Origin of the sequence: Streptomyces tailanensis (assembly GCF_008386495.1) — a bacterium.
GTDB classification, from domain to species: domain Bacteria; phylum Actinomycetota; class Actinomycetes; order Streptomycetales; family Streptomycetaceae; genus Streptomyces; species Streptomyces tailanensis.
This window is the reverse complement of the sequence record NZ_VTHJ01000014.1, coordinates 18,418-33,032: the sequence shown is the minus strand read 5'-3', so window position 1 is coordinate 33,032 and position 14,615 is coordinate 18,418. Positions and strand designations below refer to the sequence as shown.

The 14,615-nt window shown below is 68.7% G+C and carries 14 protein-coding genes and 1 pseudogene; 10 read left to right on the top strand and 5 right to left on the bottom strand.

Going from position 1 to position 14,615, the window contains the following annotated elements:
• The first annotated feature begins 224 nt into the window (after positions 1 to 224).
• Positions 225 to 1,064, top strand: coding sequence for an IS5 family transposase (locus F3T56_RS13710; RefSeq protein ID WP_149825454.1), 840 nt, complete (start codon positions 225 to 227; stop codon positions 1,062 to 1,064).
• A 196-nt stretch (positions 1,065 to 1,260) separates the two neighbouring features.
• Positions 1,261 to 2,376 (top strand): MerR family transcriptional regulator, encoded by a 1,116-nt coding sequence (locus tag F3T56_RS13705; protein WP_425473569.1) that lies wholly within the window; start codon positions 1,261 to 1,263, stop codon positions 2,374 to 2,376.
• A 40-nt stretch (positions 2,377 to 2,416) separates the two neighbouring features.
• On the opposite strand, the pseudogene F3T56_RS13700 reads toward F3T56_RS13705, so the two are convergent.
• The 4 genes and pseudogenes from F3T56_RS13700 to F3T56_RS13670 all read right to left on the bottom strand — a co-directional run.
• A pseudogene (locus F3T56_RS13700) lies at positions 2,417 to 3,139 on the bottom strand (phosphoenolpyruvate carboxykinase (ATP)); the annotation flags it as partial.
• Between the two features lie 664 nt (positions 3,140 to 3,803).
• On the bottom strand, positions 3,804 to 4,358 hold the full coding sequence (locus F3T56_RS13685) for a hypothetical protein (RefSeq protein ID WP_246203606.1): 555 nt from the start codon (positions 4,356 to 4,358) through the stop codon (positions 3,804 to 3,806).
• Positions 4,359 to 4,865: 507 nt separating this feature from the next.
• A complete protein-coding gene (locus F3T56_RS13680; protein ID WP_149825450.1) occupies positions 4,866 to 5,174 on the bottom strand; it encodes a helix-turn-helix domain-containing protein in 309 nt (102 codons plus the stop codon).
• Positions 5,175 to 5,386: 212 nt separating this feature from the next.
• The gene (locus F3T56_RS13670) at positions 5,387 to 6,076 is read right to left on the bottom strand and encodes a FadR/GntR family transcriptional regulator (RefSeq protein ID WP_149825587.1); all 690 of its coding nucleotides are present in this window, start codon (positions 6,074 to 6,076) and stop codon (positions 5,387 to 5,389) included.
• A 226-nt stretch (positions 6,077 to 6,302) separates the two neighbouring features.
• Here F3T56_RS13670 and F3T56_RS13665 point away from each other — a divergent pair, with 226 nt between their 5' ends.
• From F3T56_RS13665 to F3T56_RS13655, 3 genes are all read left to right on the top strand, one after another.
• Complete coding sequence (locus F3T56_RS13665; protein WP_149825449.1) at positions 6,303 to 7,604, top strand: SLC13 family permease; 1,302 nt, start codon at positions 6,303 to 6,305, stop codon at positions 7,602 to 7,604.
• Between the two features lie 64 nt (positions 7,605 to 7,668).
• Positions 7,669 to 9,120, top strand: coding sequence for an acyl-CoA synthetase (locus F3T56_RS13660; RefSeq protein WP_149825448.1), 1,452 nt, complete (start codon positions 7,669 to 7,671; stop codon positions 9,118 to 9,120).
• Entirely contained in the window at positions 9,113 to 10,465 is a 1,353-nt protein-coding gene (locus F3T56_RS13655) for a carboxyl transferase domain-containing protein (RefSeq protein WP_149825447.1), read from the top strand. Before F3T56_RS13660 ends, F3T56_RS13655 begins: the two co-directional genes overlap by 8 nt.
• Here F3T56_RS13655 and F3T56_RS13650 read toward each other — a convergent pair.
• Entirely contained in the window at positions 10,440 to 10,679 is a 240-nt protein-coding gene (locus tag F3T56_RS13650; protein ID WP_149825446.1) for a DNA-directed RNA polymerase subunit alpha C-terminal domain-containing protein, read from the bottom strand. The genes F3T56_RS13655 and F3T56_RS13650 overlap by 26 nt on opposite strands.
• 308 nt (positions 10,680 to 10,987) lie before the next feature.
• Here F3T56_RS13650 and F3T56_RS13645 point away from each other — a divergent pair, with 308 nt between their 5' ends.
• The 5 genes from F3T56_RS13645 (at position 10,988) to F3T56_RS13625 (ending at position 14,551) form a co-directional block, all read left to right on the top strand.
• Positions 10,988 to 11,959: a hypothetical protein gene (locus tag F3T56_RS13645; RefSeq protein ID WP_216372960.1), complete on the top strand. Its 972-nt coding sequence runs from the start codon at positions 10,988 to 10,990 to the stop codon at positions 11,957 to 11,959.
• Between the two features lie 103 nt (positions 11,960 to 12,062).
• Positions 12,063 to 13,400 carry a UDP-glucose dehydrogenase family protein gene (locus F3T56_RS13640; RefSeq protein ID WP_149825445.1) on the top strand — a complete coding sequence of 446 codons (1,338 nt, stop codon included), beginning with the start codon at positions 12,063 to 12,065 and terminating at the stop codon, positions 13,398 to 13,400.
• 36 nt (positions 13,401 to 13,436) lie between these two features.
• Positions 13,437 to 13,793 carry a hypothetical protein gene (locus F3T56_RS13635; RefSeq protein WP_149825444.1) on the top strand — a complete coding sequence of 119 codons (357 nt, stop codon included), beginning with the start codon at positions 13,437 to 13,439 and terminating at the stop codon, positions 13,791 to 13,793.
• A gap of 84 nt (positions 13,794 to 13,877) precedes the next feature.
• The gene (locus tag F3T56_RS13630) at positions 13,878 to 14,288 is read left to right on the top strand and encodes an NUDIX hydrolase (RefSeq protein WP_149825443.1); all 411 of its coding nucleotides are present in this window, start codon (positions 13,878 to 13,880) and stop codon (positions 14,286 to 14,288) included.
• Entirely contained in the window at positions 14,288 to 14,551 is a 264-nt protein-coding gene (locus F3T56_RS13625) for a hypothetical protein (protein WP_149825442.1), read from the top strand. The genes F3T56_RS13630 and F3T56_RS13625 overlap by 1 nt, the downstream gene beginning before the upstream one ends.
• Positions 14,552 to 14,615 lie beyond the last annotated feature (64 nt).

Sequence of the window (14,615 nt, the reverse complement as noted above, 5' to 3'; positions counted from 1 at the left end):
AGTGGGCGTTCACATAGCTTTTTTTCGGTATGCAAGTTTTGCCCATGCCTCGCTTTGGGCGCATTCGCCAGGTAGGGGCTCTTCGTACTCTGCAGGGCCGAGCACTCGACTGTCCGTCTCGTGCGGCTTCATAACCGAAAACCCGTCTGATTTGAAAACACCCCAGAATCACCCGAGTTTCAGCGGAACCCACCCCTCCGCCGTACTCATGATCACGCTGCGCCGTGAGCGAGCGCAAGCCGTACCCCAGCGACCTGTCCGACGCCCGATGGGCCCTGATTGAGCCGACGTTGACGGCCTGGAGAAAGGCCCGCCTCGAACGCCGGCCGACGGGGCAGCCGGCCAAAGTCGAACTGCGCGACGTATTTGACGCACTCCTCTACATCAACCGCACCGGAATCCCCTGGAAATACCTCCCGCACGACTTCCCAGGCCACGGCACCGTCTACTTCTACTACGCCGCCTGGCGCGACGAGGGAATCCTCGCCCAGCTCAACTACGACCTGACCGGCCTGGCCCGCGTGAAGGAAGGACGCAAGCCCGAACCGACCGCCTCCGTGATCGATACCCAGAGCGTGAAGACCTCCACCAACGTGCCCCTGACCAGCCAGGGAACCGACGCCGCCAAGAAGATCGTCGGCAGGAAACGGGGCATCCTCACCGACACCATCGGCCTCATCCTCGCCGTGACCGTCACCGCCGCCAGCCTCTCGGAAAACGCCCTGGGAATACGCCTCCTCGACCAGGCGAAGGAGAAGTACCCAACCATCTCCAAGAGTTGGGTCGACACCGGCTTCAAAAATGCCGTCATCGAACACGGCGCCCGCCTCGGAATCGACGTCGAAGTAGTCAATAGAAACCCGGACAAGCGCGGATTTCACGTCGTGAAGAGGCGCTGGGTAGTAGAGCGAAGTATTGGTTGGATCATGATGCACCGCCGTCTCGCCCGCGACTACGAGACCCTCACTGCCAGTTCCGAAGCCATGATCCACATCGCCTCGATCGACAACCTCGCCAAACGCATAACGGACGAGACCACGCCAACCTGGCGAGGAACCTACTAGGGCATACAGGGCAATACGCGTATATCAAACGCCCTCTNCCACGCCAACCTGGCGAGGAACCTACTAGGGCATACAGGGCAATACGCGTATATCAAACGCCCTCTCAGTTGACCTTCACCTTCGGGGAACCCCCAGCATCGAGAGCGGAACGAGGAACGGCCAGGACCGAAGGGGGAACCCGGGAACCATGGGGATGATGCTGACGATCGGGGCCTTCGCGAAGGCGAGCCGCCTGTCGCCGAAGGCACTGCGGCTCTACGACGAGCTGGACCTGCTCCGGCCCGAACGGGTCGACCCCGACACCGGCTACCGCCACTACGCCCCCGAGCAACTGGAGCGGGCCCGGCTGGTGGCGTGGCTGCGCCGGCTCGGCATGCCGCTGGCCCGCATCCGTACGGTGTGCGCGCTTCCGCCGGGCCCGGCGGCCCAAGAGATCCGGGCGTACTGGGCCGGGGTAGAGGCCGAGACGGCGACCCGACGCGACCTGGCGGCGTTCCTCGTGGACCACCTCACCCCTACGTCCGAGGAGGACACCACCATGCTGGAACTCCGATACGCCGCGCTCTCCGACACCGGCCTGGTCCGCCCCGCCAACCAGGACACCGCCTACGCCGGCACCCGCGTCCTCGCCGTGGCCGACGGCTTCGGCCCGGCCGGGGCCCCCGCGAGCACGGCGGCCGTGGAGGCACTGAAGACCCTGGACCGCGAGACCCTCCCGGCGGGCAGCGTGCTGAACCTGCTGGAGGACGCGGTACGGGGCGCGACGACCGCGGTACGGGACATCGCCGGCGGCGAGGACGGTACGACCCTCACCGCGATGCTCTGGACCGGTTCCCAGCTCGCCCTCGTCCACATCGGCGACTCCCGCGCGTATCTGCTCCGCGACGGCGTACTGTTCCGGATCACCCACGACCACACCGTCGTCCAGTCGATGATCGACGAGGGCCGCCTGACCCCCGAGGAGGCGACCGCCCACCCCCAACGCGCCCTGCTCCTCAAGGCGTTGACCACCGACGACACCATCTCCACCCCCGACCTCCGCCTCCAGGACACCCACCCCGGCGACCGCTACCTCCTCTGCTCCGACGGACTGTCCTCAGTCGTCCCGGACCCGACCATCCAGCGGATCCTGGGCTCGGTCCAGGACCCGGAGACGGCCGTACGCCGTCTGATCACCGAGGCGAACGAGGCGGGCGGCCCGGACAACGTGAGCTGCGTGGTGGCCGACGTGGTGGAGGCCTGGGCTTCCCCTCGTCGTGAACCGTCCCAGGCGGACGGGCATGGGGACGGGGAAGACACTCTCCCCCGATGACGTACCGCCCGGCCGTTCCTCGATGATCCGGTCCGCGCGCTTACAGGTGGCCGACGAGTTCGGCGAGGAAGTCCGCGTTGGCCTGGACGTCGTGGCCGAGTACGAGCTGGTGGTGCGGGAGCGCGGCCAACTGCTCGGCGACGGCGGCGCGGGCCGGGTCGTCACCGCCGCCGTTGGTGCCGGGGGCGAGTCCGAAGTGGTCGGGGTAGCGGTCCTCGGTGGCGCCGCTCATGAAGTCGGCCTCGCCGAGGGCCCGGTCCCCGTCGACCACGTCCGGGACGGCGGAAGGACCGACACAGGGGAACAGCAGCGCCGCCACACGTCCGCCGGTCGCCAGTTCCATGCCGAACCAGGTGGCGAACTGGTCGGGGAACACCTGGACCTTCCTCTCCCGCTTGCCGCCCGGCTCCCACAACGGCTCGCGTCGGCCGGCCGGCAGGGCGTCGGTCACGTCCTGGTGCTGGGTGGGGTGGAGCTGCTCGCCCGCCTGGAGCCGCTCGCGCACGACGTCGTACAGGCCGAGGGCATCGAGCAGACCCAGCCCGACGGCTGCCGCAGACGGCCACGGCAGTACGCGCAACTGCTCGCCGACCACCTTGACGAACACCCGGTCGTTGGCTAGCAGCTGGGCCCCGCGGCCGGCCAGCAACAGCGCCGTGGTGGTCTTGCCCGCCCCTTTGGACCCGAAGGCGAGCAATGCCTGGTCGTCACGGACGACGGCGGAGGCGTGCAGGAGCGTCCACCCGCCCCGCGGCAGGGTACTCACGGCATCTCCAGTCGGGTCAGGTGGCCGGTCAGGGACGGCCGTAGCGCCTGGTAGGCGGTACGGAGCTTGGTGAGTCTTCGAAGTTGAGCGGTGCAAGCGCATCGATGGCAGGGGCGGCTCAAGGCGGTGATTGGCAGATTCGTTCCAGGCCTGGGGTCTGCGACCAGGTCCGCCCGCGCCGGGAGTGGAACGGATCCGCCAATCACCGGACGCGTCCACCGCTTGACTTCAGCTTCGCCATCAACCAACTCCGCGACGCCGGCCACACCAACATCGCCGCCGGACTCCGCACCACAGCCCTCCGCCCCTACGAGCGGCCACTGGCCCTCCGCGGCCTCAAATGACCTGCGCCGGTGCGCGATCAAAGGACTTTGCAATCGCCCTGGCCTCGGACCCGACAGTCTCCCGGCTGATCGACACGCTCGCAGCGGGCGGGCACCGCGCCCTGAACGCGAAACGGTCTGCCGACTCCGTCGGCAGACCGTCAAGAAAGATCGAGGCCAGGACGACTACTCCGGCTGACTCGCGGATGTCTCCCCGCCGCTCTTCAGCTTTGCTGAAGGTTATGCCGGGCGAGCGGCAAGAAATGCTGCCGCTCGCCCGGCATTAATTCCGGTCCTTATGCATCCGGAATAATTCAGACTTCGACGCCTTGGAACAATCAGGGCTTGGGCGTGCAGCCGTTCGTGCTCTTGGTCTGGCATTCCGCCCAGTGCATCGAGGAAGTGATGCCGGTCAGTTTACCCATGCTCCCGACGTAGTACTGCTTGCAGTCACCGCCCTCACGCCACTTCTCGATGTTGAACTTGCGGTACTCGACCATGGGGCGCGTGTACCCGCGCTTCTTGGAGTCGACGACCATCTTGTTGGTCACCTTGACGCCCTTGGTGACGCTCTTCGTCACCTCGTAGCCGGTCTTGGCCTCGACCTGGCCGATGCCCCAGCTCACGCTGCCGCCGGCCTCGGCCTTCCAGGTCGACGAGCGAGTGGTGCTCCTTGTTACCGAGATCGACAGAGTGGACTTGGAGGAGCTGCTGTTGTACTTGCTGTTCGTGGGGCCCGTCGCCTTGTAGGTGGGCGAGCCGTACTTCACCACCTTGTAGTAGGTGGAAGGTTGGCAGGCCGCCGCGGCAGGGGTGGACATCGCCGGAATCATGGCGAGACTGCCGATGACAAGCGCGGCACTTGTCGCCGTCGAGCCAAGCGCTCGCTTCATGGTCGTATTCATTTTTTCCCCGTTTTCTCTGACTGACGCTACCCCTCAAGTGGCTGCGCCGATGAAGAGGAAATTAATCATGCGTGGCAGCCCAAGCAAGGGCATTGCGCGAAAATCCTGGTGTCATCCTCAGAGAATCCTCAAATTCACGCAAGCGAAGGGTGGGGTGGGTTGCCCGTGGATTTACTGCTCTGTCCGTTCTGCGAGAGGGGGTGAAAGGTCGACATGCGAATGAATCGGGCACACGAGGAGGGCGGTGTGACGCCCGTCACAAGGCATTCCCGGTGGCGGCGCAGGGCGGGGGCACCGGGAATGCCTTTCGGTCGACGGCGCGGAGCGGCGGTAATGGGTGACTCGCACTCTCTCGCTGCTGGTTGGCAGTCTTCGCGTGCGCGTTCGTCGCTTGTGTTTCCTCCGGTACCTGGCCTCGCGCTTTCGCGCGTGGGACCGTCCAGCTCTGGACGCACCTTGCAGCCACGGAAGGTGAGCGGCGTCGGACGAGTCGGCTCAGGCGGCGGGGGCCTCGAAGCGGAACTCAGGGGTGGCGCGCGTGACGATCCGTGCGTCGGCTTCGAGGGCGGTGGCCAGTTTTTCGATGAGTTCGAGCGTCGGGTCGATTCCGCTCTCTTCGATGGACTCGATGTCCTCTTCGGTCATGCCGGCCCGGCGAGCCAGTTCGGCAGTGCTCCAGCCGAGGGCCGAGCGCCGGTCGTAGACCGCCTGAGCGAAGTCCATCCGGCGCCCCGCAGCGCGGTAGGCCGGGTCTTCGCGGTGCTCGGGCGGGACCTTCCAGCTTGTGTGATATCCGCTGCTCATCGGGCCTCCTCGCTCCTACTGTAGATGTCGTGCTCGTCAGCTGGAGGGTGCTCGGCCTCGCAGAGCTTCCGGGCTCTGTGTGCTCTCAGGACTTCATCGGACTCCCGCATCTTCGTCTCGCGGAACACGGTGAGAAGAACGGCCCTGCGGCCGGGCGGGACAAGTACGAGTGCCAGGCTCTGAGGGCCCCACAGCGATCGCCCGGCCAAGCCTTAGGCCGGCGAGTCCCCCGGATCCCAGTGCAGCAGGCGGACCTTCGCGACCGTGCGGACATGGCGGCGCATCGCGGTGGCCGCCTGTCTGGGCTGTCCGGCCGCGATGGCGTCGAGGATGGCCTGGTGCTGGGCCAGGGAGCGGGTGGGGCGGCCGGGCTGGCGGAGGGATTCGGTGCGGCTCTCGGCGATCTGGTCGGCGATGGAACGCATGAACTCGGCGAGCAGGCTGCTGTGCGCGGCCGCCGTGACCGCCGCGTGGAAGAGCCGGTCGCCCTCGGTGCCGTGTCCGTCCCGCTCGATCTCGTCCGCCATGTGGGCGAGCGCGTCCCGCATGGCGGTCAGGTCCTCCTCCGTCCTGCGTTCGGCGGCGAGTTCGGCGAGCTTCGTCTCCAGCGCCTCGCGGGCGTCCAGGACGTCGGGGAGGCGGCGGCGACGTTCGACCATCCTCTCCACCGGTTCGACGTCGAGGCTGTCCCGGACGAGATACGTCCCGCCGCCGTGCCGCGCCTCCACCAGCCCCTGGACTTCCAGTACCACGATCGCCTGCTTGACCGAGGCCCGGCTGACCCCCAGTCGCTGGGCCAGATCACGTTCGGGCGGAAGCCGGTCGCCGGCCTTCAGTCCGCCCTCGGCGACGTACTGCCGCAGCCGGTCGAGAACCTGCTCGTAGAGGCGCTGCTTGGTCATGGGGCGTAGGGCGTCGGTCGCGTCGGTCACGGGATCCCCTCTCTTTCGGGAGCGTAACACCGCCCCTCGGCAGTGGCCCGGTGGCCGAGTGGCTGAACCAATTTTCGCGAGGCCCCTTGACGCCGCCCGCGTACGCCCCCACGCTGACGACGCGAAAGTGGCTCAGCCACTCGACCACTACCCCAGCCTCCGCCGGCCGCTCCGGGACCCAACGACGGGAGCCCGTATGTCCCCCGAACTGATCTCGATCCTCGTCCTCGCCGTGGTGTTCGTCATCGCCACCACCCGTTCCGTGAACATGGGCGCGCTGGCCTTCGCCGCCGCCTTCGGCGTGGGCGAACTCGTCGCCGACCTCGACGCGGACGGCATCTTCGCAGGCTTCCCCGGCGACCTGTTCGTCGTCCTCGTCGGCATCACCTACCTCTTCGCGATCGCCCGCGCCAACGGCACGACCGACTGGCTGGTGCACGCCTCGATCCGGCTCGTACGTGGCCGGGTGGCGCTGATCCCCTGGGTGATGTTCGCCCTCACCGGCTCCCTCACCGCGATCGGCGCGATCAGCCCGGCCGCCGTCGCCATCGTCGCCCCCATCGCCCTGAGCTTCGCCGCCCAGTACGGCATCAGCCCCCTCCTCATGGGCGCGATGGTCGTCCACGGCGCCCAGGGCGGCGGCTTCTCGCCGATCAGCATCTACGGCACGATCGTCAACGGCATCGTCGAGCGCGAGAAGCTCCCGGGCAACGAAATAGCCCTCTTCCTGGCCTCGTTGATCGCCAACATCGTCATCGCGGCAGTGGTCTTCGTACTGTTCGGGGGCTTGAAGCTGTGGAGACAGGAGGGCATTGCCGCAGCCACGGGCAGCGGCACCCCCGCAACCGCCCCCACCACCGGCACCACGACCGCCGTAACCACCCCGCCCGACACCCTCCACCTCACCCCCGCCCGCACAGCCACCCTCACCGCCCTGGCCTCCCTGGTCATCGCCGTACTCGCCTTCGACCTCGACGCAGGCCTCACCGCGATCACCCTCGCAGTCGTCCTCAGCGCCATCTGGCCGGACGACAGCCGCAAGGCAGTCACCCAGATCGCCTGGTCCACGGTCCTCCTCATCTGCGGCGTCCTCACCTACGTCGGTGTCCTGGACGAAATGGGCACGATCACCTGGGCGGGCGAGGGCGTGAGCGACATCGGCGTCCCCCTCCTCGCCGCGCTCCTGCTCTGCTACATCGGTGCGATCGTCTCGGCGTTCGCCTCCTCCGTGGGGATCATGGGCGCGCTGATCCCCCTGGCCGTACCGTTCCTGGCCCAGGGCGAGATCGGCGCGGTCGGCATGGTCGCGGCCCTCGCCGTCTCGGCGACGGTCGTGGACGTCAGCCCCTTCTCCACGAACGGCGCGCTGGTCCTCGCCGCGGCACCGGACGTCGACCGTGAGCGTTTCTTCCGACAGCTGATGATCTACGGAGGGATCGTGGTGGCGGCGGTACCGGCGGTGGTGTGGCTGGTGCTGGTGGTACCGGGCTGGGAGTAGGCCCACCCGAGAGGACCACGACAATCAAGGCGACCACTGAGGCAACACCAAAGGAGTACGACACGTGTCCCCTCTCTTCCCGGCCCTGACGGGCACCCCGGCCGAGCGCCCCGCCCTCCGTTTCGGCGACCGCGGGCTGACGTACGGCGAACTCGGCACCGCGGCCGGCGCGCTGGCGGAACGGATCCGCGGGACGGGCCGGATCGCCGTGTGGGCGACACCGGCGCTGGAGACGGCCGTCGGTGTCGTCGCCGCCCTGCTCGCCGGTGTGGCCGCCGTACCACTCAATCCGAAGTCCGGGGAGAAGGAGCTCGGCCACATCCTGTCCGACAGCGCGCCGTCACTCGTACTGGCCGCCCCCGGCGACGAACTCCCCTCGCCCCTCCGGGACTTGGATCGCATCGACGTCGACGTACTCGCGACCACCGGGACCGTTCCCGAGGACCAGACCCAGGACGACGACCCCGCCCTCGTCGTCTACACCTCCGGCACCACCGGCCCCCCCAAGGGCGCGGTCATCCCCCGCCGCGCCGTCGCCACCACCCTCGACGCCCTCGCCGACGCCTGGCAGTGGACCGAGGACGACGTACTGGTCCACGCCCTGCCCCTCTTCCACGTACACGGCCTGATCCTCGGCATCCTCGGCCCGTTGCGCCGCGGCGGATCGGTGCGCCACCTGGGCAGGTTCGACACGGAAGGGGTCGCCCGGGAGCTGTCGTCCGGCGCGACGATGCTGTTCGGCGTCCCGACGATGTACCACCGCATCGCGGAGGCCCTCCCCACCGACCCGACACTGGCGAAGGCACTGGCCGGCGCCCGGCTCCTCGTCTCCGGCTCGGCCGCTCTCCCCGTGCACGACCACGAGCGGATCGCGACGGCGACCGGACGCCGGGTGATCGAGCGGTACGGCATGACGGAGACGCTCATGAACACCAGCGTCCGCGCCGACGGCGAGCCCCGCGCCGGTACGGTCGGAGTCCCGCTGCCCGGCGTGGAGTTGCGGCTGGTGGAGGACGACGGCACACCCCTCACGGCGCACGACGGGGAGTCGGTCGGCGAGATCCAGGTACGCGGCCCGAACCTCTTCACGGAGTACCTCAACCGCCCCGACGCGACCGCCGCCGCGTTCACCCCGGACGGCTGGTTCCGCACCGGCGACATGGCGGTCCGCGATGCCGACGGCTACGTACGGATCGTCGGCCGCAAGGCCACCGACCTGATCAAGAGCGGCGGTTACAAGATCGGCGCGGGCGAGATCGAGAACGCGCTTCTCGAACACCCGGCGGTACGGGAGGCCGCCGTGACCGGCGAACCGGACCCCGACCTCGGCGAACGCGTGGTCGCCTGGATCGTCCCCGCCGACCCCCAATCACCGCCTGCGGCCGAGGAGTTGGCGTCCCACGTAGCCGCCCGCCTGGCCCCCCACAAGCGCCCCCGCACCGTCCACTACCTCACCTCCCTCCCCCGCAACGACATGGGCAAGATCATGAAGCGGGCGTTGCGGGCCCATGACTGAGCGCCTCTCCGCCCGCGAGACCATCGCCCTGGTGACGGACGACTTCACCGAACTCCCCACCCCCGCAAAGGAGTACGCCCCCGACGGCCCCCTCTCCTGGCAGGGCTACGACGCCTCGCGCGCCCGCGCCGCCGAGCGCACCGGGGAGGAGGAGTCGGTGGTGTGCGGGCGGGCGACGATCGGTCCGACGACCGCCGTACTGATCGCCTTCGAGTTCGGCTTCCTCGGCGGCTCGCTCGGCGAACGCACCGGAGACCGCCTGGAGTCGGCGTACACGTACGCGCGCGAGCACCGTCTCCCGGTCGTCTCCCTCATCGCGACCGGCGGCAGCCGTATGCAGGAGGGCATGCGCGCCCTCACCCAACTCCAGCGCGTGGCCCGCCAGTCGGCCCTCACCCGCGAGGCCGGCCTGCCCCAGCTCGCCGTCCTCCGCGACCCGACGACCGGCGGCGGCTGGGCCACCCTCGGCGCCGGCGCCGATGTGATCCTGGCCCTCCCCGCCGCCCAGGTCGGCTTCGCCGGCTCCCGGGTCCGCCCACCCGACGCGGACCCGGCGGCGTACACGGCGGAGTCCCAGGTGGCGACGGGCGCGGCGGACGCGGTCGTACGCCCGGAGGAGCTACGGCCGACGCTGACCCTGTGGCTGGAACTCCTCACAAACCCCGCAACGGAACCGGCATCCCCGCCCCCCGCCCTGTCCGCGTCCCCCACCCCCACCCTCCCCGCCACCGGCCGGGAGGCCGTAGAGCGCGCCCGCTCCCCCGAACGCCCCCGCGCCGACGCCTACTTGGACGCCTACTTCACCCACCGTACGACCATCAGCGGCGACCGCGTCGGCGGCGGTACCGACCCCGGCATGCTCTGCGGCTTCGGCGAACACGACGGCCGGACGATCGCCTACGCCGCCCAGCTGGGCACGCCCACCCGCCCCGCCGGCTACCGCACAGCCACCCGCCTGATCCACCTCGCCGACCGCCTCGGCATCCCCGTACTGACCCTGGTGGACACCCCGGGTGCCGCGAACGACGCCGCCGCCGAACACCAAGCCGTCGGCACCGCCATCGCCGACCTCTTCACCGCCGTGGCCACCGCCCGCACCCCCATCACCACCCTCCTCATCGGCGAGGGTGGCTCCGGCGGCGCCCTCGCCCTCGCCGCCCCCGACAACACCTGGGCCACCCCGGACAGCTACTTCTCGGTGATAGCCCCGGAGCTGGCCGCCGCGATCCTGAAGCGGCCGGAGGAACAGGTACGAACGACTGCCGATGAACTCAGGCTGCGGCCAAAGGACTTGGTGGACCTGGGGGTGGTACGCGGCATCACCGGCAGGTCGGCCGGGGCTTGAAGGAGGTGCCGGATGTCGTCGCCGGCGGGGCCTCATGGTCGACATGCCATGCACGGCCGAGCCGGGCGCCGCGCACGCGTTCCAGCGCCGCAGGGCCGAACCCTCCCACACGCAACAGCCTGGCGTCGGTGCGCAGGCGGAGCTCCGCGAGCGACATCACGCCCGCGCGGCTCAAGGCGTTGGAGAGCCGGTGGCCGAACTTGTCGTGTCCCACTGCGTTCCGCAGGGCCAGTCTCGGCTCCGTCCAACCTTCCCGCCTCTTCCCGGTGATGCTGCTCGATCCTCTGGTGCTTCCCGCCCTTCCTCCATCAGGCTCCTGGCTCTGGACGACGGATCCCACAGAGGGATCGCAATCGAACCATCCGACTCGACGACCATGAGGATGTCGTCGACCAGAATTCGCGGCGCACGGAGCGTCAGCATGCCCTGGTAGGCAGTCTCCGTAGGCACATGTGCCGTGGCTCCCTCCGGCTTGATCCTTAACCTGTGCGGAGAGGCCGTGAGACATAGCTGTACCTGTACGTGTCGTACACGGCCCCGGCCGGGGAGATCAACACCTACGCCAAACACCTCCAGGGCTGGCTTGCCGAGGGCAGGTGGAGGGAGAGCAAAGCCGGTGGCTGGCACCGTGGCGACCTGGCCGTCATCACCACCGAGTACGACCTCCACCCCCAAGACGAACGCGCCGACCGACCCACCCCCGACGCCTTCCGTTCCCTGGACGTGCGGTTCGCCTCCGAGGGCTACCTCACCCCGCCCCGCCCCATGCGCCAACTTCCGTGGGACGTCCTCGCCGGCGGCATTCGGGTCAAGGAACAGCGGGGCAACCCGGCGTACGCCGAGGATCTGACAGGCATCCTCGACTTCCTTCCCTTCCAGGTGGAAGTCGGCTGCGGCACGAGCATCGAGGCCGGCATCCCGCCCCTGCACTATCTCCACGAGGTCTACCGGGTCACCGACCGGCGCGACAACACGCTCACCCAGTCACACGCCTTCACCCTCAGCCCACAGGCCGACACACTCGTCCAGGAGATGCTCCTCGCCACCCCGACCAAGGCCGAGCACCTCACGCGGATGTTCGCCACGTGCTTCGTCGCCGAGCCGACCCCCGCGCACCGCGCCCTCAAGGCGCTGCACGACGTCGGGCACATGGTCGGCCCGGTCATCACCCACAACTTCGACACGCTGTCGGCGCGCGCGGGCCTCCCGGAGGTCTTCGTCCGCCGCTACGACCAGAAGATCCCGCCCGTGCCACTCCTCGACGAGGCCAAGGCCCTGCTCGTGGTCGGCCTGCACGCCGACCGGCGGGAGGTACAGGCTCGTGCTCGTGAGAGGGGCATGCGGATCTTCTACGTGGACCCCGAGGGCCTGATGGAGAACGGCACCTTCAAGGAGTACCCGATCGAGGGCGCCCGCGAAGGCGACGTCGTCGTCCGGTCAGAGGCCATCCCCGCCCTGACTGGGCTGTGCGACCTCCTCGACGTCACCCTCTGACCACCCTCTGGCCAAAGGCCAACCTCCCCCGGTTCAGGGGCGATAGCGTCGTGGGGGGTACTCCCGTGCGCCCCACGACAACCACCCACACCAAGGGACAGCAATGCGCGTTTCGGTGATCGGCTGCGGGCACCTCGGCGCCCCGCACGCCGCCGCGATGGCCGAACTCGGCCACGACGTCATCGGGGTCGAACTCAACCCGGAGACCGTCAAGAAGCTCCAGACCGGTCGCGGCCACTTCTACGAGAACGGCCTCGACGAGCTGCTTGAGCGACACGTCTCCGCAGGGCGGCTGCGGTTCACCACCAGCCTGAACGAAGCCGCAGAGTTCGCCGACCTCCACTTCGTCGCAGTCGGAACCCCACTGCGGGCCGATGGCCGGGGCTACGACGTGGGACAGGTCGTCGGCGCCGTCCGCGCTCTCGCACCCTTGCTGAAGCGGCCGACCACCATCGTCGGCAAGTCCACCGTCACCGTCGGCACGGTCGCCCGCCTCCAGGAAATCATCAGCGAGCACGCCGGATCAGACGGCGTCGACCTCGTATGGAACCCCGAGTTCCTGCGCGAGGGCTACGCCGTCGAGGACTCCCTGTACCCCGACCGCGTCGTCGCGGGTCTGACCTCCCCGGAAGCGGAGAAGGCCGTACGCGAGGTGTACGCGCCGATCCTGGCCCGCGGGAACGTCGAACTGATCGTCACCGACCCGGCGACCGCCGAAGTCCTCAAGAGCGCGGCGAACGCGTTCCTGTCCACAAAGATCAGCTTCATCAACGCCATGGCGGAGGTCTGCGAGGTCACCGGAGCCGACGTCGCCACCGTGGCGTACGGCATCGGTATCGACCCTCGCATCGGGCACGGTGGCATGCGGCCGGGCATCGGATACGGAGGCGGCTGCCTCCCCAAGGACGTTGCGGCCTTCACCCACCGTGTGGGGGAGATCGGAGCCACCGGCGCCGCAGACCTTTTGAACGCGGTGGAGAGCGTCAACCACGCTCGTATGGACGCCGCCCGCGACCTTGTCGAGAAGGCTCACGGCGGACCGCTCGACACCGCGACGATCGCTGTTCTCGGCGCCTCCTTCAAGGCGGGCACCAGTGACGTACGCAACAGCCCCGCGCTGCGTCTGGCGGGGCTCCTGCATTCTTCGGCCGCCCGCACCGTCATCTACGACCCCGAGTCGGTCACCGCCGCGCGGCATCTGCACCCCGAGTACATGTACGCCAACGACATCGACAGCGCTCTGCACGACGTGGACATCGTCGTCCTGGCCACCGAGTGGCCCGAGTTCACCAAGGACGCCGCACTTCCCGCAACAGCGGCCCGCGCGGTGCGTCGCCAAGTTCTGGTCGACGTACGTACGGCCATCGACACGGCCGCATGGACTGCGGCCGGCTGGACCGTGCACCAACTCGGCCGCCCTGTACAGCAGCCAACGGCCTGACCCAACCCGGCAGGCCCCGGACTACGGGAGAGCAACATGTCCCAGACCGACAGCCTTGACCTGTTCGACCAGATTCGAGAACTGCGCCGCCGCGACGAACGGCGTAGCCGGGCCGAATACTCGGACGTGCTGACACTGCTGCTCGTGGCCAAGCTCTCCGAAGAGAGCAACGAGGCGATGGAGTTGTACCGACGCTCTCGCGGCTGGGGCACGGACGGCGTCACCAACGCCGAGCCAACCGACGTATACGACGAGCTGTGTGCCGCGATCATGGCCGGCTTCGTCGCCCTGGACCGCATCTGCCCAGACGCCCGTGTCCACTGGGAGCACTACCTGGCGTACGGGTACGAGCGTGCGGCGCGTGAGAACAAGGACGCCGCCGCGAACTCCTAGCTCGGCGCTCGGCTACGCGACACCCCCACGTTGCGGCTTACGGTGGGGGTGTCGTTGTCGCGTACGTGCGGAGGAACTACCACTGTGGCTGACGCCCCGAAGAAGACACCCGGATGCGTTGCGGTGATCGTCAACAGCCGCCGTGAAGTGCTGCTACAGCTTCGGGACGAGAAGCCCGATATTTGCTGGCCGGGATACTGGTCTCTTCCTGGAGGCGGATCGGAGCCGGGTGAGACCCCGATGGACACCGTTCTCCGGGAGCTCAAGGAAGAAACCGGTATCACACCGGACACGATCGAAGAGGTCACGGTAGCCGCGTACGAGCCCGGCAAGACCGCACCTCATGTGTTCCTCGGCTCCTGGGAAGGCGCGGCGAGGGAACTCGTTGTCGGTGAAGGCCAGAAACTACGCCTCACCGACGTCGGGCAACTGCCTGAAAAGATGCCACCGCACATTCGGCATTACATCCTTCAGCTCGCAGGATCTGATCGCTGATGTGGAGGCGTGGTCAGGACCGCCAGCGCCGGCGGACGGGTGAGGAGTTCCATCCGCAGGGGCAGCGCAGGACGCCGGGCTCATCGTCCTGGGGAACACCCCCCGCCCGCGCAGGGTTGTCACTCACCGCCGCCACCGCCCTCGACCTCCCCTTCATCGGCTACGCCCGCACCCGCCAGATCGCCCGGCAGCTGCGGCGCGCCGACTGCGAGCACACCGTCGCCTCGCTCAAGCCCCTCTACCAGGCGCCGCTGCCCAGCTGACCGATCTTCGAGGGACGCCCCGCAAGGAACCACCCGTCCGGCCGCACCCCCACCCGGCCCACCC